This window comes from Paenibacillus sp. FSL H7-0331, assembly GCF_001956045.1.
In genome coordinates this window covers 22,046-41,511 of the sequence record NZ_MRTH01000042.1, presented here as the reverse complement: position 1 = coordinate 41,511, position 19,466 = coordinate 22,046, and the positions used below count along the sequence as shown (strand labels likewise).

General features: G+C 45.9%; 15 protein-coding genes and 1 other annotated feature. Of the genes, 4 read left to right on the top strand and 11 right to left on the bottom strand.

Annotated elements, in window-relative coordinates; genetic code table 11:
- Positions 1-3: 3 nt before the first annotated feature.
- From BK127_RS35085 to BK127_RS35065, 5 genes are all read right to left on the bottom strand, one after another.
- Positions 4-759, bottom strand: a complete 756-nt coding sequence (locus BK127_RS35085; protein WP_076237130.1) for an NRDE family protein — start codon at positions 757-759, stop codon at positions 4-6.
- A 78-nt stretch (positions 760-837) separates the two neighbouring features.
- Positions 838-2,517, bottom strand: coding sequence for a glutamine--tRNA ligase/YqeY domain fusion protein (locus BK127_RS35080; RefSeq protein ID WP_076237127.1), 1,680 nt, complete (start codon positions 2,515-2,517; stop codon positions 838-840).
- A 74-nt stretch (positions 2,518-2,591) separates the two neighbouring features.
- Positions 2,592-2,845: a binding site (T-box leader), on the bottom strand.
- A gap of 95 nt (positions 2,846-2,940) precedes the next feature.
- Positions 2,941-3,429: an anthrone oxygenase family protein gene (locus BK127_RS35075; RefSeq protein WP_076237125.1), complete on the bottom strand. Its 489-nt coding sequence runs from the start codon at positions 3,427-3,429 to the stop codon at positions 2,941-2,943.
- Positions 3,426-4,289 (bottom strand): NAD(P)H-binding protein, encoded by an 864-nt coding sequence (locus tag BK127_RS35070; protein ID WP_076237122.1) that lies wholly within the window; start codon positions 4,287-4,289, stop codon positions 3,426-3,428. The genes BK127_RS35075 and BK127_RS35070 overlap by 4 nt, the downstream gene beginning before the upstream one ends.
- Positions 4,290-4,385: 96 nt before the next feature.
- On the bottom strand, positions 4,386-4,745 hold the full coding sequence (locus tag BK127_RS35065; RefSeq protein ID WP_256711587.1) for a MarR family winged helix-turn-helix transcriptional regulator: 360 nt from the start codon (positions 4,743-4,745) through the stop codon (positions 4,386-4,388).
- Positions 4,746-4,971: 226 nt separating this feature from the next.
- Between BK127_RS35065 and BK127_RS35060 the strand changes: the two genes are divergently transcribed.
- Entirely contained in the window at positions 4,972-5,436 is a 465-nt protein-coding gene (locus BK127_RS35060; protein WP_372237403.1) for a GlcG/HbpS family heme-binding protein, read from the top strand.
- 268 nt (positions 5,437-5,704) lie between these two features.
- A complete protein-coding gene (locus BK127_RS35055; RefSeq protein WP_076237177.1) occupies positions 5,705-6,757 on the top strand; it encodes an LLM class flavin-dependent oxidoreductase in 1,053 nt (350 codons plus the stop codon).
- A gap of 65 nt (positions 6,758-6,822) precedes the next feature.
- Here BK127_RS35055 and BK127_RS35050 read toward each other — a convergent pair whose 3' ends face one another.
- The gene (locus tag BK127_RS35050) at positions 6,823-8,562 is read right to left on the bottom strand and encodes an Ig-like domain repeat protein (protein ID WP_076237115.1); all 1,740 of its coding nucleotides are present in this window, start codon (positions 8,560-8,562) and stop codon (positions 6,823-6,825) included.
- A gap of 288 nt (positions 8,563-8,850) precedes the next feature.
- Positions 8,851-9,309, bottom strand: a complete 459-nt coding sequence (locus tag BK127_RS35045; RefSeq protein ID WP_076237175.1) for a GNAT family N-acetyltransferase — start codon at positions 9,307-9,309, stop codon at positions 8,851-8,853.
- 181 nt (positions 9,310-9,490) lie between these two features.
- On the opposite strand from BK127_RS35045, the gene BK127_RS35040 reads away from it, so the two are divergent.
- Entirely contained in the window at positions 9,491-11,050 is a 1,560-nt protein-coding gene (locus tag BK127_RS35040; RefSeq protein WP_076237112.1) for an SWIM zinc finger family protein, read from the top strand.
- Positions 11,047-13,980 carry a DEAD/DEAH box helicase gene (locus tag BK127_RS35035; RefSeq protein WP_076237109.1) on the top strand — a complete coding sequence of 978 codons (2,934 nt, stop codon included), beginning with the start codon at positions 11,047-11,049 and terminating at the stop codon, positions 13,978-13,980. Before BK127_RS35040 ends, BK127_RS35035 begins: the two co-directional genes overlap by 4 nt.
- A gap of 3 nt (positions 13,981-13,983) precedes the next feature.
- Here the strand turns inward: BK127_RS35035 and BK127_RS35030 are convergent, their stop codons facing one another.
- The 4 genes from BK127_RS35030 to BK127_RS35015 form a co-directional block, all read right to left on the bottom strand.
- Positions 13,984-15,069, bottom strand: a complete 1,086-nt coding sequence (locus BK127_RS35030; RefSeq protein WP_076237107.1) for a winged helix DNA-binding domain-containing protein — start codon at positions 15,067-15,069, stop codon at positions 13,984-13,986.
- A 203-nt stretch (positions 15,070-15,272) separates the two neighbouring features.
- Positions 15,273-15,872: a DUF2238 domain-containing protein gene (locus tag BK127_RS35025; RefSeq protein ID WP_076237104.1), complete on the bottom strand. Its 600-nt coding sequence runs from the start codon at positions 15,870-15,872 to the stop codon at positions 15,273-15,275.
- A gap of 101 nt (positions 15,873-15,973) precedes the next feature.
- Complete coding sequence (locus tag BK127_RS35020; RefSeq protein WP_076237102.1) at positions 15,974-17,818, bottom strand: sensor histidine kinase; 1,845 nt, start codon at positions 17,816-17,818, stop codon at positions 15,974-15,976.
- Complete coding sequence (locus BK127_RS35015; protein ID WP_076237099.1) at positions 17,815-19,434, bottom strand: response regulator transcription factor; 1,620 nt, start codon at positions 19,432-19,434, stop codon at positions 17,815-17,817. The genes BK127_RS35020 and BK127_RS35015 overlap by 4 nt, the downstream gene beginning before the upstream one ends.
- Between the last annotated feature and the right edge of the window lie 32 nt (positions 19,435-19,466).

Genomic DNA, 19,466 nt, shown 5'->3' with positions numbered 1-19,466 from the left:
AGATTATAACGTAAAAGTAAATTCGCGATTATGTACTTCTTCCTCTGTGTATACTCGTTCCTTATAGTAAAGCTCTTTTTCAGTCATCAACATAACCGTCGAGCTCCGGGTTCCGTAGCCTTCGCTTTTAATAAAAATAGGCGAAAGCGTCCGCTCCCATTCCAACGAAACTCCTGTCTGAGGAAGCATTTCATTGGGGGCCGGGTCAGCGGTTTGGAGTAACGTTAACAGCTGATCTGTTAAATCATCTTTATTTTCACTTATTATTGTGGACAAGCCTTCTTTGCCATGCTCGACTTTGGGCCACGCGGTATTTAATAAATGATTACTGACCCCATAAACACCCGGTTTCAGCTGTTGAATCTTGTCCTCAATATTCGAATAATAGTAAAGCTTGTTAGCATCGCCAGCCAACAAATTATACCCAGGATATGCATTACGTTTGTTAGCGGCTTCCTGCATGTAAGATTCAGGCTGCTCATTGTTGATTAAAAAATCCGCCACCAATTCTCCTCTTGAACGTTTGCCGTCCGTTGATTCCTTTGGGTTTCGATAATTCGTTAAAGCTGCAAAGCGCCCAGCCGTGGTCACTCCCATCCAGGTGCCCATTTTGTTCAAATCCCGACCTGCAAGCACATCAGGATGATCCTGCCAATAATGAATGGCTGCTGTCGGTCTGTTGTAAAATTCATCACGATTAGCAGCAACGATAAGCTTATAAGTTTCGTGTGCCTGATAAGCAAACAAAATTAAACACATGGAAATCCCAACTTTCCTAATGGCAAGAACCAGTCTAACACAGCAGGTTAGCGTTTAGACTGGTTCTTGGCACAATCCTCAATTTTTATTCCAGGTATCCTTCAACGGTACAATACGATTAAATACGAGCTGCTTGCCTGTAGTGAGCTTCTTATCCACGCAAAAATAGCCATGTCGGAAAAATTGAAATTTTTGTTCGGAATGGGCATGTTCGACGAATGGCTCCAGCAATCCATCCTTTACGATAACGCGTGAATCAGGATTTATCGCTTCCGTCCAATCTCCGCTGCCCTCCTTCGGAACCTCCTGTACAAGCAGCAGTTTCTCATATAGATGAACATCAGCCTTTACGGCATGCGATGCCGACACCCAATGGATCGTGCCCTTCACCTTACGCCCGGTAAATCCACTACCGCTTTTTGTGATGGGATCATAGGTACAGTGAAGCTCAGTAATTTCTCCTGAATCCGGGTCCTTGATCATTTGCTCGCATCTGATGAAATACGCACCCTTCAGCCTGACCTCAGCATTCAGACTCAACCGATGAAAGCCCTTAGGTGGCTGCTCCATAAAATCGTCCCGTTCGATATAGATCGTTTTGGAAAAAGGCACCTCTCTTTTTCCCAACGCCTCATTCTCGCTATTGTTTTCAACCATTAACAGCTCCATCTCATTGTCCGGGTAGTTGGTAATAACGACCTTTAAAGGCTGTAAAACAGCCATAACGCTGATCGTTTTCGGTTTGAGATCCTGCCTGAGGCAGTGGTCCAGCAGCGAAATGTCTACCGTGCTTTGAGTTCGAATACTGCCAATCTCCTCGATGAAGCTGCGTATGCTTTCCGGAGTGAAGCCCCTTCTTCTTAAGCCGCGGAGCGTAGGCAATCTGGGATCATCCCAACCATCTACGTAATTGCCTTCCACCAGCTGCCTCAAAAACCGTTTACTTGTTACGACACCCGTTAGACTCAACCGACCGAATTCTCTTTGCCGCGGAGGCTCGGGGATTGCAAGCTCCCTGAGAACCCAGTCGTACAAGGGGCGATGGTCTTTGAATTCAATGGAGCATAAGGAATACGTGATACCCTCAATCGCGTCTTGTATAGGATGGGCAAAATCGTACATCGGATAGATGCACCAGTCATTACCAGTTCGGTAATGCTCAGCATGGAGTATACGGTATATCACAGGATCACGCAGGTTTATATTAGGCGATGCCATATCGATTTTGGCGCGAACAACCTTGGAGGAGGCCTGATAGTCCCCTTGCTTCATTTTTGCAAAAAGCTCCAGATTCTCCTCAATTGAACGGTCTCTATACGGACTGTTTCTGCCCGGTTCCGTCAAGGTTCCGCGAAACTCTGACACTTCCTCTGGCGTCAAATCACAGATATAAGCCTTTCCTTGCCTGATCAAGGTAACTGCAGCGTTATATATTTCGTCTGAATAGTCCGAGCCATAATAGATATGATCGCCCGGATCGTAACCAAGCCATTGGATATCTTCTATAATCGCGTTCACATACTCGATGTTCTCCTTAAGAGGGTTCGTGTCGTCGAATCGCAAATGAAAGGTTCCGTTAAATCTATGGGCAATCGTATAATTCGTGTGTATGGCATAGGCGCTTCCGATATGAAGATAGCCGTTAGGCTCGGGAGGAAATCGTGTACACATGTCCCTTCCGAATTTACCCGCCTCCAGCTCCCCACTAATCAGTCTAAACAAAAAGTTTTCAGTTTGATGCTCGTTCCCGTTAGCCAATATGGTCTCCTCCTAATGAACGTGATAAGTGGACAATCAACAAAAAAACTTCACCTCCAAGACCAGTTTTATGTCTCGGGGACGAAATTTTCGCGGTACCACCCCAGCTTCATTAATATGTCGCCATATTAACCTCATCAAGTACGGCATTGCAGACAATGCTTATACTTTAGCTCTATAACGGGAGCTCCCGTCACGCCATCCCCATCGAAGGTTCCGACGCACTGCTCAGAGGCTTGGTTCGGGGGAAAGCTCTTGACTCCTTTTCAGCTTCCGGAGCTCTCTGTGTAAGAACATTTTCCCTTACTCATCTCATCATCGCTTTTGAATATTCCTTTTATGATATCAAATCATTACCTTTTGTGTAAACCATTATACGTAATGAGTCAACAATGTGCAATTTGTTACCTGAATTCCCTAAAGCTAGCCGATCTGTCGGAATGCCATTATGAACGATATCAGTGCCGCCAAGGAAGCGATAGTCCGTACATGGTTCCAAGCCGTCCAGCTAGCGTTGTAACGAATCCATAGGTCGGCGCCTTGGGCACTGCCAGGGTCTACTGCGGCCAGTGCGTCGTTCAGCGGAACATTGAACACGATGGTTACCAGAAAGGAGCCAATGAGATAGAATATGCTGCCGACAAGCAGGTACATCATACCTGCTTCGCCCCATTTGAAGCAGGAGGTGATCGCCAGGACTCCACACGCTAAGGCCGTCCCTCCAAATACCAAGCCAAATAGTGGGTTGAGTATAACCATATTGATGGACTGCATAGCGGCAATACCTTGCGCCGGTGGGAGTCGGACGAGGGCAGTCATTACGAATACTGAAAAAGCAAAAAATATTCCTGCTATCAATCCCGAGCCTACAGTCGAGAAAAAGGTCAGGCTATTGACAATCCGGTCGCTCATCTCGAACCTCCCCACACACCTGTAGCGGCTGCATTTCGAGCGTAGTCGGCAAAATCCCGGGGTTCCCGTCCCAAGGCCCGCTGGACGCCGTCGGTCAAGTGGGAATTACGGCCATCCAGCACCTTGGTGAACAAGTCGGTCAGCAGTGCCATTATCTCTTGCGGTACGTCCTGTTGTGCCAGCATAGAGTTGAACTGCTCTGTCGAAATTGGCACATAGCGGATAGCTCTGCCGCTCTCCCTGGCAATTTCTTCTGTTGCTTCTGCAAAGGTGAGCGCTCGCGGTCCGGTCAACTCGTAGAGCTGTCCAATATGTCCTTCCTGCGTCAAAGCTGCAACTGCTGCATCTGCAATGTCTTCAGCGTCGATGAACGGCTCCGCCACCTCTGTAACCGGAAGAGCAACCGTACCGCTGAGCACCGACCCTAGCAGGAAGCTTTCACTGAAATTTTGACTAAACCAGCTCGCTCTCAGAATCGTCCAGTCAGCACCGGATTCCCGTAAAGCCTGCTCGCTTAGCTGTGCCTCTTCTTCACCTCGGCCGGATAGCAGAACCAGCCGCTTGACCCCACTATTCACGGCAAGGTTGGCAAAAGCACCAATGGCTGTGGCGGCACCCGGCAGCGCGAGGTCAGGGTTATAAGTGATATACACCGCTCTCACTTTCTGCAATGTCGCTTCCCATGTGTGTGGGTTCTCCCAATCGAAGGCCGGGTCGCCAGAACGGGAACCAATCCTTACAGGCAGACCGAGCTTCATCAGCCTCTCAGCCACACGCCGACCGGTCTTGCCTGTTCCACCAACAATCAAAGTTGGTTGCTTATCCTCGGTAATTGCCCTCTTACCTGTATCGTTGTTCATCCATGATCTCTCCTTTAGTTAATTTCAATATATTTAAATTCCTTACACATAATATTGTTTGCGCAAGCAAATGTTATTCAAATAAAGAATGTTGGATCATTCTATATTTTCAATACGATCACTCACTTTATACAGATAAAGTGATAATTCATCGCCTTCCTTTTCCCCCAATAAGGCAGCATAACGACTACGAAGGCTATTCCAGCATTCGTTGATTGGCTCCTCTAATGCCTTCCCTTTATCCGTAGCATAAATAAGTGACAAACGCCCATCGACACGATTCGTAATTAGCCCTTTAATGATAAGCTTCTCAATAAGACGGGTCACAGTTGAGGGTTGAAGATGGAGTATTTCCCCTAACTCTTTTTGTGAAATCCCTTCCTTTTCAAAAACGGCCATCAATAAAAAAGCAGACGTTGGTGACAACCCACTTGCGGCAAACTCATCCTCTGCCATTTTGGTGATCACTCTACCCAGTCTATTCGCAGTAAAATACAGACATTCTTTTAAATAGGTCCCCAGCACAGATACAACCTCATTTCCGATAAATTGCTTGCGCATACAAATATAATATATTTTCAAAATAATGTAAAGTCCCTAATAGCTTTATAATAAGATAAACACCAAATTGGGCCATTGACCATATCCTATAATAACTTTAACTAAGGGGTAGATGACGGTAATGAAGCTTACTTTGGAAGTAGCTAAAGTATTGTTAGAAGCAGCTGAAAGAAAAGCAAAAGAAATGGGATTGGCTGATGATATCGCTATTGTTGATGATGGCGCTAATCTTATTGCCTTTCATCGTATGGACACGGCCAGGATTGCAGGAATCGATATTGCTCAGAACAAGGCTTGGACAAGTGTAGCGATGAAAATGCCAACGTCGAATTTGGCGCAAGCCGCTCTTCCTGGAAACCCGTCGTTCGGGATTAATACGACCAATCATGGGAAAGTCGTTATTCTTGGCGGGGGGATTCCCCTTATGAAGGATGGGATGGTTATCGGTGGAATCGGTGTAAGCGGCGGCACCAGTGCTCAAGATATCGAAGTGGCGAATGCCGCAATACATGTTTTTGAAGCTTTAAAAAACAAAAGGGATTCCGCGGCCATCTCCTACCGTATTGGATCAAATCAGCCTATGTAGTTGGGAAATTAAGTTTTTGAACATAAGCCGGCGCTTTCTTCTGATCAGAACCTGACGGGAAAAGACGCCGGTTATGGTTGTATATGTGAACCTCTTACATAAAATGCTGCCTTAAATGTTACAATTCTGGCTCATTCGTGATGCAATCTTCGTCAAAACCTCTCTACTCGTCTCGATTGCAGCTTACTAAATTTGAGAAACTACAAAAAAATGAGTAAAATATAAGTACTAAAGGAGGCGTATCACAATGACAGGTTTAACCAACAACATGGAAATAGGAATCAGTACATTTTTGGAGGCTACGCCGAATCCGGTTACTGGAGAGGTTATTAGCCATGCTGCTCGGCTACGCGATGCAGTTGAGGAAATCGTTCTGGCCGATCAGGTCGGTCTGGACGTCTATGGAATTGGGGAGCATCATCGAGCCGATTATGCGGGTACCTCACCTGCTGTTGTATTGGCTGCAGCAGCTGCCATGACGAAGCGGATTAGGCTCACGAGTGCGGTTACCGTGCTGTCCTCAGATGATCCGGTTCGCGTCTATCAAGCATTCTCTACTCTTGATGGCATTTCTAATGGACGAGCTGAAATTATGGCGGGTCGGGGATCGTTTATAGAATCCTTTCCACTTTTCGGATACAGTCTGGACGATTATAATGAATTATTCGAAGAAAAGCTGGAGCTGCTACTTGCAATCAGAGCCTCGGAAAAGGTAAGCTGGCGCGGTGGTCATCGTCCCGCCATCGATAACCTTGGTGTTTATCCCCGGTCTGTTCAAAACCCACTACCTGTATGGATCGCAAGCGGCGGCAATGCAGAATCTGCTGTTAGGGCAGGCATGCTCGGTCTTCCTATCGCATTCGCGATCATCGGCGGAATGCCGGAGAGCTTTGCTCCGTTAGTTGATCTCTATAAGAAGTCAGCCGCGCGCGCCGGTCACGATCCTGAAAAGTTGCCGATTGCGACACATTCACACGGTTTTGTTGGAGAAACAACCGAGCAGGCAGCTGATTTGTTCTTCCCTTCCACACAAGCTCAAATGAACGTCATCGGGCGCGAGCGTGGTTGGGGTCAGCATTATAACCGAGCTGCTTATGACCAAGCACGCAGCCTTCGTGGTGCGCTCTATGTCGGAGATCCCGAATATGTCGCTGAGAAAATTATTTTGCTGCGCAAAAATTTGGGGGTTACTCGTTTTTTCCTGCATGTAAATGTCGGCACGATGCCGCACCGTGAAGTGATGCGTGCTATCGAGCTGCTCGGAACCAAGGTTGCACCCATCGTTCGTAAGGAACTGGCCCGAAACGCGGCAAAGGAATAATCAATCTTAATTAGGGTACTGAGCTATCCAACCAGCTGCGCATAAGCAGCTGGTTGTTCATTTAGCTAGGGTAATGGCACAATACTAACAGGCTCGATCAGAAGTAAAATCTCTCTGACATCATCCGCATCAAACTTACCATCCATATTGCTGTCATACATGGAAGAAATTTTCGTAAGTGCTTGAGCAGCATCCATCCGCTCTCCTGCAGATCGCTGTATGGTAATCGCGTATGTACTTTTGCTCGTTCCGTCTTGGGCCGTTACCTCAATGCTAATCATATTGCTTCCTACCTGAAGCTCAATCGGGCTGCTCATTTGCCCTCCCGAAACAGCAATTCCATTTACTTTTACAGATGCAGTATTATCTTCCAATGAAGCTGTTACCGCTACCGAATGAACCGTATTATTTACTACAGCTGTATAGGTATATACATTTTTGTGGAAAGGCTCGGCCAAAGAAATGCCATCAAGTGTAAGTCCGTTAAGACTAGAATTGCTCCGCAACAAAATTTCCAAGGATGCTGCGCTTGAAGCACTGCTTACAAAATTGCTATCGCCCATGTATTCCGCTTTTATCGAATGATTCCCAGCGCTTAATGAAGAAATCGAAATAGATGCTTGTCCCCCTGATAAGGAAGCAATGCCAAGTATCGTAATGCCATCCTTGAAAGTAACCATCCCCGTAGGTTCACCTCCAGGCGAAGATGTCACTTGAGCATTAATGGTAACTGAATCACCATAAGCTGACGTATTGCTACTGAAAGTCAAGCTTGTGGACGACATCAGCTTGTTCACAACTTGGGTGAGTCCTGTAGACATGCTCCCTGAGTGTAAGCTGTCCCCTTCATATAAGGCCGTAATCGGAGCATGCGTGCCAGCAGATAGTGATGAGGTAGAGAACGTTGCTGCTCCACCTGCCAATGCTGCCGTCCCGAGTGTTGTACTTCCTTCTTTAAAAGTAACCGTACCCGTTGCCGGATATCCTCCCAAGGATGTAACTGTGGCTATGAAATCAACTGAATTCCCATACGAAGAAGGGTTCGCATTAGAGTTCAAGGTGGTCGAAGTAGCAATAGGATTTACGGTATGCTGGACCCCACCTGATGTACTTCCAGTATGATTGCCTTCTCCGCTATAAGCAGCTGTAATCGTGTGTGTGCCTATTGCCAATGTGGATGTCGAGAAGCTGGCAGCAGCACTATGATTTTCAAGAAAACCCCATTCAACCGTAGCATTGCTAGTTCCTTGTCCCCAAAAGGTTATCGACTGGGCTGATGCATCCACAGTGATCTGCCACAGATAACGAGTGCCTGCTCGTTCCCACTGCTTCACTACCGTGCCGGAACTGTCATAGGCAACAATGCCCAAGGATTCACGATTATCATTGTAGCTAAATGCCCAGTAGGTATAATCGCCCAACTTCACAACGGGGCAATCTACTGAAGTAAAGGTGTCGGGTCCTGAATAACAACTTACTTTCATTCCGGAAGGAACTGCTGGCTGATTGGGCACTGTAGCTACCGCAGGTGCGGTGCTGGACAAAGTCGCAGTTCCCATTGTTAAGCTTCCGTCTTTAAAAGTTACTGTACCGCTAGGCTGAGTCCCTTGGATAGCAGAATCGGTTACATACGTTGTAAAGGTAACGGAGTTCCCATACGTTGATGCAGCCACACTGCTGGATATTGTCGACGTGGTTACATTCTGAGCAAAAATCGCATCAGGATGCATACTTGTTATTAATACAAAAAATAAAACAAAACCTATGAATCTTATTCGTTCTATGAAGTTAAAAAATCGGTCCACGTCATAATCCTCCTGAATAAAGATAGTTTCCTCTATTTATTATACAACATCTTCCACACCTTTAATGAAAATATTTATTGACTTTAAGTATACTCCAAGTAGTACATTTGAGAAACGGAGCCAATAAAGGTATTGGTTACGAGAGTGTTAGACAATTGGGGGCCATGGGTTATACAGTCATGACTTATCATAGAGCTGTCGCATGCTTGGTACATTTATCATTCAAAAAGACCGAAGCACCTTGTAGAAAGGATTCCGGTCTTTTACTGCGCATAACTGACTGCCTGGTTAGCTTAAATCGGCCTTCATCAAGATACCGGCAATTGTCTGGCCCTGATTATTAGTTCTCATTGTAATTTCATAGGGCTTGAAGTTGAATTTGGTGTAAAACATCAAAGCTCTTGTATTCGTATTATGACAAACCAAATGTAGTGCTTTCACATGTAATTCGTCCCTTGCAGCGGACATCATAGAACGTATTAAATATTCAGCGGCACCCTTTCCTCTGAATTCCGGTGATACAATTACGTTACCTAACCAACATCTCAGCCCTTCGTCTAAATCATAAATGTTGGCATAGCCAATGACACGATCCTCATCACCCAATAGAACCATTGGCTTTAATCTGCTATTGGATTTCGCTTCAAGCTGATCCACTGTCAGTGGAAATGTTGCTTGGGGATACATATAAAATAATTCTTCAGCATTTAGTGGGAAATTACAAATTGTTAAGTAATCACTTGGCATAACTTGACGACATTTGTACAAAGACCATCACCACCTATATATAATTTCACTTATGATATCATCTTTTTCCTTTACATCGCTAACTTACTTTGCCGCAAATCATGAAAATATCGTATTTCTTCTCGTATCGCTTTATAATAGAGTGGTTAGCATCTTTTATTTTTGAGCAAGGAGCTTTGCGATGAGTTCTTTTCCTGTTTTAAATGATGAGCAATGGTTGAAGATGCTTGAGCAAGTAGCTCAATCATTTAATGAAGTGACACTTAGCCGAGGATTTAATTATTTTAAACAGCAGCGTGTAGCTTCTCTGATTATTACGGAGAATCGTGTGGTACAAGCAAGGGTAACAGGCTCGGAAGATTACAGTGTTAAGCTGTATTTAGACAAGTTTTTGTCCAATACATGTACTTGTCCGGTCCGAACCTCCTGCAAGCATCTGGCTGCTGTTATCATGGAACTGGCTGACCGACTGGGTTATCCGGCTTCCCAAATTGTGAATGCCAATTATCACCTCAAGCGGGCTACTTCGATTATCTCACCAGAGTCGCAGCTCAAGCAGCTGCCAGACATGGATATTAATAGCTGGCATAAGTTTCTGAACCAATATACAGCTCATGTTAAACCATCTTACGATCAGGGAACCTTTACGAACGTGCTGCGGTATGAGCTGCAAAATATCCGCAAGGCAGCTATTCCTTTTTCGGAGATGGACTTGATCTTTTTTGAGTTGCATCAAGAGTTATTTATCCTGAGAAAAATCAAAGAGCAGACTGCGCAAGGAACTGTAAGTTACTATACTTCGTCTGTATTGTACCGAATGTACGATGAAATTCACGCTTGGTTACACCAAAAGTCTGCACAAATCGACTTCACTCTCGCTGGAGAGCGTCTTAAACAAACTTTAAGTTATGTCAGACAGCAGTTGGCCAAAGAAACAGATCAGAAGTATCTTGATTATGGCCTGTATACGGCACTGTGGAAATATTGGATAACCCCCTATCCCGATGCGGAACAATGGGTATTGCAGGAGATAAACGACATAACGCAGCAAACAACCGACTCGATCTCTTCTTCTCTCTCAGCAGCCAAGGCATTCCTGTACCTGTATCAATCAAGAACTAGTGACGCATGGGCGGCTTTAGAAGCGAGTGGTACTTTAAATAAAGCACCGACACGTCTTTTTCTGCCTTTCCTGAATCATATTGCTGCTGCTCACGATTGGGACAATCTGATTGATTGGTTATTAAGGACGGCCTCTTACTTTTACGGCCAAAGAACCAAGGAGCTCGATGCCTATTTGGGTTACTGGAAGGAAGCCGTCGCACATGTTCCTGAAGCCGAGAAGCAACTGTGGACCGTGCTGGAAGAAATGCTGCCCCATTCTGCCCTGATTATTGATGAAATGCTGTACGAGCAGCGAAAATGGAAGCCTTGGCTGGAAATGCAAATTTTTAAAGGACAAGACCCCCTCTATCATCGGGTTAGCGTCCTGCAGCCAATCGAGAAGGAAGCTCCAGCTCTCCTGCTGCCCTATTATCATCAAGCCATCGAACATTATGTCTCCCTTAAAAATCGGCATGATTATAAATTAGCGGTCAAGCTGCTGAAGAGACTGGATAAAGTATACAAAAAAATGAAGCAGGCCGAACGCTGGGACCGCTTTTTCTCTGGATTTATGGAACGACACAGCCGACTTCGAGCGCTGCAAGAGGAACTGAAGAAAGGAAAACTGTTGGAATGAGTACACAATTGTATGAGATGACGTTGCATGTAATTCTAACGGATAGTGGGGATGCCTTACTCTGGGGATTTCAGAATGGATATGAGGTTCCGGGCGATAAATTCCGCAAAATTATGTTTGCCTGGCACGAGCCATCCCTCTACGGAACAACGCTGGAGCTGCGGCTGGCAGGTGAGCTCACCGTGACGGTCCTGCCTGCAGAAATGGTGCTCCCCTTCTTCTCTGATCCGAATTTCATGGACATTATTCGCTGGCAGGGTGGGAATGAAGCCACCCAAGAACTGCTTGCAGCTGCACCTCGACTATACAGAGAAGCCAAGGAAGGCCGTTATATGCCAAGCTACAGCTCATTCCGTAGTGGAAAGCTGCAGTGGACATGGGAGGCTGGATCTGAGGACCTCAAAGAACTTGATTGGAATACGCTGGTCAGTCTGGAATTGTCAGGCGAGGATATGGTTGGTTTGCGCTCAGCTTTTTCTGCTGCTGTCACCACCGAGCACTATGCAGATGAGGCGGCCGTGTCCGACCTTCGACGGGACTATCCCGCACTGTTTAGAGGAGCACAGGCAGGAGCTGCCTCGGCTCCTACTTTTACAGAGGATGAGTGGCTCGCGGCACTTGGCTGGAAGCCGGATATGGCTCCCTTCCGTCCCGCTTTACAGCTGCTGGAACCGGATGACGAGCAGTTCGATTGGCGGCTCCGTTTGGTGCTTCAGGATAAGAGCGAAGGCTCGGCGATTATACCGATTCGCTTGGGTGCAGACGGTCAGGCTTCCGGCACATGGGCTAGCGATTGGAGCCCGTATATTCAAGAACGTTCTGGCGGATGGGCAGCCCGACTGAGCGAGGCGCTTCCAAATGTGAATATCGGTGGTAAGTTCTTTGCTGAGCCGCTAACCGATGAAATCGCATGGCGGTTTCTGACCGTAGACAGCCGACAATTACTAAATGACGGCTGGAATGTGATGCTGCCGGGATGGTGGGAGGCTGCTTCTAAGCGGAAGCCGCGCCTACGCGCTCGGGTTACGTCCGAAGCCGGCGGCAAAGGCAAGTCCTTATTCGGACTCAATGCGCTGGTTGACTTCGACTGGCGAGTTGCCATCGGCGATACCGACCTGGATGCAGCCGAATTCGCTGAGCTGCTTGGCCGCAAAGAAAGGCTGATCCGTTTCCGCGGAGAATGGGTCTACTTAGATCCTGCTCTGCTGGAGCAAATCCGTAGGCTCATGGAAAGTGTGAATCCGGAAGAAGGCTTATCCTTGCAGGATGTCCTTCAGCTGCATCTGTTAAACGAAGCGGAACCAGCAAAGCCAGCAGAGCTTGGTCTGACAACTGAAGCAGATGCGGAAGAAGAAGAAAAGCGGATTCAGTTGGAGGTTGAATTGAACTCGCATCTCTTGGCTCTGCTTCGTCAGTTAGGACAGCCATCGAGTTTAAAAGAGCTTGTGATACCTGATGGACTGCGCGCAGAGCTTCGCGGCTACCAGCGTGAAGGCTTTACATGGCTCAGTTTTCTGAGAAAATTCGGGCTGGGTGCCTGTTTGGCCGATGACATGGGACTTGGTAAAACCGTCCAATTCATTACTTATTTACTTCATCACCAAACAGAATCTGAGTCCCCCTCCCTGCTCATCTGCCCAACCTCTGTTCTTGGCAATTGGCAAAAGGAGCTGGCGCGTTTTGCGCCCGAATTAAAGGTATGGCTTCATTACGGGAAGGGACGATTAAACGGAGAAGCGCTGACTAACGTTTTGAAAGATACAGACGTTGTCATCACCTCTTATACAACTGCACTGTTGGATCAAGAAACCCTGCGTGAGACCGTCTGGAGCTCCCTCTGTCTGGACGAAGCCCAGAACATCAAAAATGCGCAAAATAAACAATCGGCAGCCGTTCGCTCGCTCCGGGCACAACATCGCATTGCGCTGACAGGGACGCCGATTGAGAATCGATTATCAGAGCTATGGTCCATCTATGATTTCCTTAACCCTGGTTATCTGGGTAACCAGCGAGGATTTCAGCATCGCTTTGCCAATCCTATTGAAAAGCATCATGACGAGGGGGCAACTGCACAGCTGCAGAAGCTTATCAAGCCCTTCATGCTGCGCCGTAAAAAGAAAGATCCTGCCATACAGCTGGATTTGCCGGACAAGCTGGAGATGAAGGTGTATATCAACCTGACAGCCGAGCAAGGAGCCCTCTACGAGCGTGTAGTCAAGGATCTTATGGAACGTATGAAGAATCTGGAGGGCATTGAGCGAAAAGGAGCCATCCTCGCCGTCTTGACCCAGCTTAAGCAGCTATGCGACCACCCCATGCTGCTGCTAAAGGAAGCTGCGCCATCGGGAGAAGCTTTTATACTTGATGAATACCGTGAAGCGTACATCACGCGATCAGCGAAACTGGAAAGGATTGCAGCGATGGTTAGCGAGCTCAGGGATGAGGGTGATTCCTGCTTGATCTTCACCCAATACGTAGGCATGGGCCGTATGCTGGCCGACGTACTGCAGGCTCAGCAGAACGAGCCCGTGCTGTACTTGAACGGCAGCACACCCAAAGCGGAACGCGATAAAATGATTGACGCGTTCCAGGCTGCAGACGGAACAGGTCCGGGTATCTTTGTTCTGTCCTTGAAGGCGGGAGGTGTCGGACTCAACCTGACGGCAGCTAACCACGTGTTCCATTACGATCGCTGGTGGAACCCTGCTGTCGAGAACCAAGCTACGGATCGAGCCTATCGGATGGGACAGAAGCGAAACGTACAGGTGCATAAGTTCATTTCACTGGGCACGCTTGAGGAGAAGATCGACGAGATGCTGGAAAGCAAGATGAGCTTAAGCGAGAACGTAATCTCCACCTCAGAAAGCTGGATTACAGAGCTATCGAATGAGGAGCTTCATGATTTGTTCGCGCTTCGGCAAGCTTGGTGATGCTTATGTAAATGATGTCGAAGCTAAAGGTAGTCCCATAAACCCACAGTATCGACGAGCAGTTTCCAGGATGCCCTCTTCCCTGTCTTGATGATGCGCAAATAAATGGAACTCGATATCAATACCTTTCTTCTTGATTGTACGTTTCCATATGCCCGCGACTTGACCATCAATGACGATGGTCGATCTGAATACACCATTATTTCCAGGTACAATATGTTGAGCATCTTCGGCTTGCAGCACCGCACTGCGGTCCTTGTAGCCGAGCAGATGCTCGTCAAATCCTGGTAGCAGATAAACAGTTGATTCAGAATCGGTAATTCTTGTTTGGATATGTTGGCCTTCCCAATATACCTGATTGTTTACCTTCTCCGACACCAGACGGGACTGCACAGCTTCGACTCCCTGACGAGCAGCGGAGAGCGTAATTCCAGCCCACCAGGCAAAATCATACACGGTTGCAGGCCCATGACTCGTAAAATATCTTTCTGCAAGCGCGGCAAGCGCTTCGCTCATCGATAATTCCTTGGATTTGGGCACCCACTCATCCAGCCATACGAAAGTTTGCTGCTTGCCTTCCCTCGGCCCCATACAAATATGACCAGACTGTGCGATATACCAGAGGAGATGATACCCCCGCTGATTGTTCGTACTGATCCCTGCTTCCTCCAGCAGTTGCATGAGAAGGGGCCGGGATATCTGCTTATTGCCCTGTAAGGCGTCATACATAATCTGCTTACTGCGTTCAATGATCTCCAGATTAAGCTCCAATTGTTCCAGTCTTCGGTTATCCTGTGCCAATGTACGGGCAGCCGAAAGCTTCAACAACCATCTCACATCATTAGGAGATACAAAATGGATCGTTCCGCGCATTGGCCAAGTCTGGATGATCTTGCGGTCTGCGATGGCTTGTTCGATATCCGCCGCGGTTGATGCTTGCATCCGCAAACCTATTGCCCACAGGGCTTGATGGTAATCCTGTGCCTGCATAGCACCGAGCTGCTTGACGACTTGTTCAGGCTTATCGAGCCTTCCCGCATTGATACGCAGATTGAACAACCGACGATAAGGAATACTTTGCTCCTTCATGGACTGCCCCCCAACATCGAATCTTTTCTAATTTCACATACATTGTATGTGGACGTGCCATCGAATGTATAGTAGAAATTTATCAAAGCTTATTTATATATTCAGTAGCTCATTGAAGGTAGCCGAAGTAATCGAGCACTGGGATCGAAAAAAAGCCCTTTCCTTGGCAAAACGGAAAAGGCTGTGAAGGCCATTCATTCATGTCAAGTTGTTGATGGGGAAGGATTCTCTCTTTTTCCTTTAAATGCCAAATAAATACTTGTTCCCACAGCACCAATCGTCCCGCAAATGATGTCTCCCATCGTATCGGTCAAGCTGCCTCTCTGAGATTGAAGCCCAAACAGGTAATCTGTAGTAAATTCGTACATTTCCCAGAAGCCCGCCATCGCCACAGAGAAGAAAAAGCCAAACCAGATCGCAGTGGAAGACACGTTACGTTGGTTACCCTCAGCAGCAGTGAGCTTCCAGTATATTAACATGCCGATAAAGTGGAGAATTACTCCTGACAGCAAATGCTCGATTTTATCCAGATTCGGGATGATACCATAAAATCCGAATTCGTTGGCTAGCAGCATCGTAAGGAAAATGAAAAATAAGATCGAAAACCTCAGTGCGGGAAACAGCTCCGTTTTTGTAAACTTAACAACACCACGAATAATCGTCAGAACAGAAATGATGAGTATGCCTTGAAAGGCTTTCAGAGGGATACCTTGGATCAGAAAGTAAATCAGGCACCCCGTGGATATTAAGTATAGCACCAGTTCAAAGTAATCGTTGAAGCGCTGTTTTTTCTGACTGCTCATGGAACCTCTCCTTTCCGAACTATCCCTATCTATTTATACACATTCTACGATCCAGGTAAACATCATCCAGATAAGGGGATAACATTGTACCGTTTAATAAGTCACGAGTACAAATATTTTTCTTTCAGAAACAACTTAATTTCATTTTCGGTAAACTTGGGGATTCTTACCACAAAAGTTGTACCAATCCCCTGCGAGCTTTCGCATTCGAAGCTGAAGGAATCTCCAAAAAACAATTGAAATCTGCGAACAACATTGGTTAGTCCATAACCATGCTTCTCGTCCGTATCCGTTGTTAAATTCCGTATATAATCGATCATATGCTCCGGTAAGCCTGCTCCGTCATCCGAAACATACAGCTCGATTCCTTTCTCTACTTCTCTGCCACCAATGACGATCGTTCCTTTCTTGGAGGGCATGATGCCATGGAAAATGGCGTTTTCGACGAGCGGCTGAAGCAGCATTTTAATGGAGTAATAATCCATAATGTCATCCTCAACTTCGAACATAACGTCAATATCAAGTGAGTAGACGAATTTGCTAAGCTCCAGGTAGTGACGGATAATTTCAAATTCCGCAGCCAAGCTTATGATAAGCTTTCCTTTGTTTAACATGTTCTTGTAGAAACGAATTAGATGGTTGGTTACTTCATAAATTTCAGTTTGGTTCGATTTCTTAGCCAAGGATGCGATCATCGCCAAAGTGTTATAATGCAGGTGCGGATTGATCTGCTCCTGCAGCAGCTCAAATTTCGTATGGTTCAACAAAATTTTCGATTTATATTCAACCTCGATCAAATTGTGAATTTGCTCAATCATGCTGTTGAAATTTTTATCCAGCTGGCCGATTTCGTCATTGCCACGGATTACATCCGTGATGATAAGGTTACCCTGCTTAGCCTTATTGGTTTTACTAACGAGCACATCAATTCTTTGGGTCATATAGGCGGAGATCAACAAGGCAATAAATATACATAAGACTATGGAGACCAGAATAGACACGATGATCGAATAGCTAATCCGGTTTACTTTATCGGTGATATTGTTCTTATGGGTAAAATAGGTGAGCTTCCAGCCCGTTATTTCCGATTTCATAGCACCGGAAAGGTATCGGCTGCCATCTATTATCGATTCGGATACTCCCGAGTCTAATGGGACTTGCTTGACTCGCTCCCTTAAACCGGGTAATTGCGCAATCATAGGTCCATAGCTGGTAATCATTCGATCCTCTTCGTCCGTATAGATCAGCTGGTAATCGGAATTTTCTATGCTTTTAGCTATAATGTTCTGAATACGTTCCACCGGGATAAGGAGTCTCATAACACCCAAGTCCTTCGAGGTTCCAAAATCGATGAGCCTTCGGTTCAATGCAACATAATATTGATCGCCGAATTTGACCCGGCTTTCCCATATAAAATAAGTATCCGTCTCCAGCATGGTCCGGTTCCAAGCCATATCCTTAATATCATCGTAGTTAAAAATCGTCTGACCATCGGAAAACAGACTGCTGTTTTTGGTATACAGCAGCAGCTGGATGTTACCACCGAAATAGTAAGAGTTTTTTAGATAAGGCCGTTTCACATCGTTAATAATTTGTTTGACGATATCATTAATATCTTTGTGGGCGTACACCAAATCATCGATATCTTCCTGATATGTAGACAAATGCTTTTGCAGCTGCAGATTAAAAAACACCATTTCGCTTTTGTTAAAATAAATTTCAAGAAAACTATCGATCGCATTATGAAGCTGAACCATACTTTGGGCAGCTGCATTCTTCTCTGAATTGGTCATGAAATCCCTTGATTGATAGTATGCCGTAAAGCCGACGGAGAGGATGCTCACGGTAAATACCAATGAATAGGCTAACATGAGCTTATATTTGAGCTTTGTGTTACCGTGGACCTTCATGACGGTTGCAGCAAGTGAGCGCAATAAATGGTTCATGATTCCAATTGCCTTCTAAAGTCTTTGGGTGTGACACCCATATATTTCTTAAACAAGCTGCTAAAGTAGGCGGTATGATTGTAACCAAGCTTTTCCGCTATTTCGTACAGCTTAATATGATTGACTGCCAGCATGTCCTTAGCTCGCTCCATTTTGTACCGTGTCACATAATCGAATATCGTTCCACCAGTCTCTTGCTTAAAAATCTGATTGATATAATTCGGGCTGTAATAAAGCTCCTCTGATAACATTTCCAGTGTAATATTCGTCTGATAATTCCGCTCAATGTAACGTTTGATCTTCTCGACCATGACCTTGTTTTTATGAAACTCCCGTTCCCTTATGCACTTGTTTGCGGTAAGCAAGCATTCGCAAATCCATGTTACCGCATCAGATACCGTTTCCAACGTAACCAAGGTTTCCCATGCAGCCGGAGACGTAAGTTCGGACTGCCCGGCAAAGCCTTCGGGGTTGGAGTGTACGATATTTTGCAAGCAGATCATCATGAAATAAAAAAAGCCTTTAAGCTCCTCAGGGGAGCTGTTGTCCGGCAAGCCAAGATACAGATTATGGATATAATCTGTGATTTCGTCCGCAGTTCCTGTATTCAGCAGAACCCGCAGTTCCTTTTCAATCCCGTTATAATCAAATAATGGTTTCTCTTTACTGGAAGGTATGTCGCTGCTGTACAAGATCTTTCCTTTACCAAGCAAATATTTGTATCGTAATATATAGAGGCACTGCTCATACAGGAATTTGAGGCACAAAATATGCTTCGAATAGCCGCTGACCATAATCGACAAGCTGATATCCGATTTCGAAAACTCCAATAAAATATTACTTAGCACCGTATGTATTTGACTTAAGCGATCCTCAACAGCTTCCGGATAATAAAAAACGATGGCAATATGCGCCTGCTGAAGGGAAACCGAAAGCTGATTGCAGCAGGAGCCGAGAACCTCACGGATGCGGCTTAATACCATCATTTGAAAGAGATGCTTCTCTTCGATATTCATATCCCGAGTTAACTGGACGAAGCCGTCGATTTCGATCAACGAGGCAACATACCAGCAGTCCTTCATATCCAACCCCAGCAGCTCCAGCTTTTCCGACACATGGATGTCATTGCCAGCCGTTCCGTACATCAAGCTCATCAACAAGCTTTCGATTAAATACGGCTTGTTCTCGTTAAGCTGCCTGGATAAGTATTCGTAATCTTTGCGAAACTTCAAATCGCTAGTGATCTTATCCGTAACTGCGCTGACGCATTGCAGAAGCTCCTTGGGATCAACAGGCTTCAGCAAATATCCGTAACCTCCCAGATACATGGCGTCTTTCGCATATTCAAATTCATTGTAAAGGCTGGAAAAAATGATTTTGATCTGTGGATACAGCTGACGTACCATCCTGACCATTTCAAATCCATCCATGACGGGCATTTCAATATCACTGATAATAATATCCGGTTGAAGCGTTTTCATAAAATCCAATGCTTCCTTGCCATTCTCGCATGCGCCTATGACAGCCACATGCTGAAATGCAGGTTCGGTTTCTAACATCAGCGTAAGATTCTCACGATCAACCTGAAAATCGTCTACGATCAGCACCTTGATCATATTGTGGCCTCCCGGTACACGTTTTCTTCCAT

Excerpts from the sequence above, each read along its gene's own strand:
- BK127_RS35020 (WP_076237102.1), bottom strand. The coding sequence starts at position 17,818 with ATGAACCATTTATTGCGCTCACTTGCTGCAACCGTCATGAAGGTCCAC.
- BK127_RS35035 (WP_076237109.1), top strand. The coding sequence starts at position 11,047 with ATGAGTACACAATTGTATGAGATGACGTTGCATGTAATTCTAACGGAT.
- BK127_RS35075 (WP_076237125.1), bottom strand. The coding sequence starts at position 3,429 with ATGAGCGACCGGATTGTCAATAGCCTGACCTTTTTCTCGACTGTAGGC.
- BK127_RS35015 (WP_076237099.1), bottom strand. The coding sequence starts at position 19,434 with ATGATCAAGGTGCTGATCGTAGACGATTTTCAGGTTGATCGTGAGAAT.
- BK127_RS35070 (WP_076237122.1), bottom strand. The coding sequence starts at position 4,289 with ATGAACAACGATACAGGTAAGAGGGCAATTACCGAGGATAAGCAACCA.
- BK127_RS35055 (WP_076237177.1), top strand. The coding sequence starts at position 5,705 with ATGGAAATAGGAATCAGTACATTTTTGGAGGCTACGCCGAATCCGGTT.
- BK127_RS35060 (WP_372237403.1), top strand. The coding sequence starts at position 4,972 with ATGAAGCTTACTTTGGAAGTAGCTAAAGTATTGTTAGAAGCAGCTGAA.
- BK127_RS35045 (WP_076237175.1), bottom strand. The coding sequence starts at position 9,309 with ATGCCAAGTGATTACTTAACAATTTGTAATTTCCCACTAAATGCTGAA.
- BK127_RS35040 (WP_076237112.1), top strand. The coding sequence starts at position 9,491 with ATGAGTTCTTTTCCTGTTTTAAATGATGAGCAATGGTTGAAGATGCTT.
- BK127_RS35065 (WP_256711587.1), bottom strand. The coding sequence starts at position 4,745 with ATGGCAGAGGATGAGTTTGCCGCAAGTGGGTTGTCACCAACGTCTGCT.
- BK127_RS35025 (WP_076237104.1), bottom strand. The coding sequence starts at position 15,872 with ATGAGCAGTCAGAAAAAACAGCGCTTCAACGATTACTTTGAACTGGTG.
- BK127_RS35030 (WP_076237107.1), bottom strand. The coding sequence starts at position 15,069 with ATGAAGGAGCAAAGTATTCCTTATCGTCGGTTGTTCAATCTGCGTATC.
- BK127_RS35085 (WP_076237130.1), bottom strand. The coding sequence starts at position 759 with ATGTGTTTAATTTTGTTTGCTTATCAGGCACACGAAACTTATAAGCTT.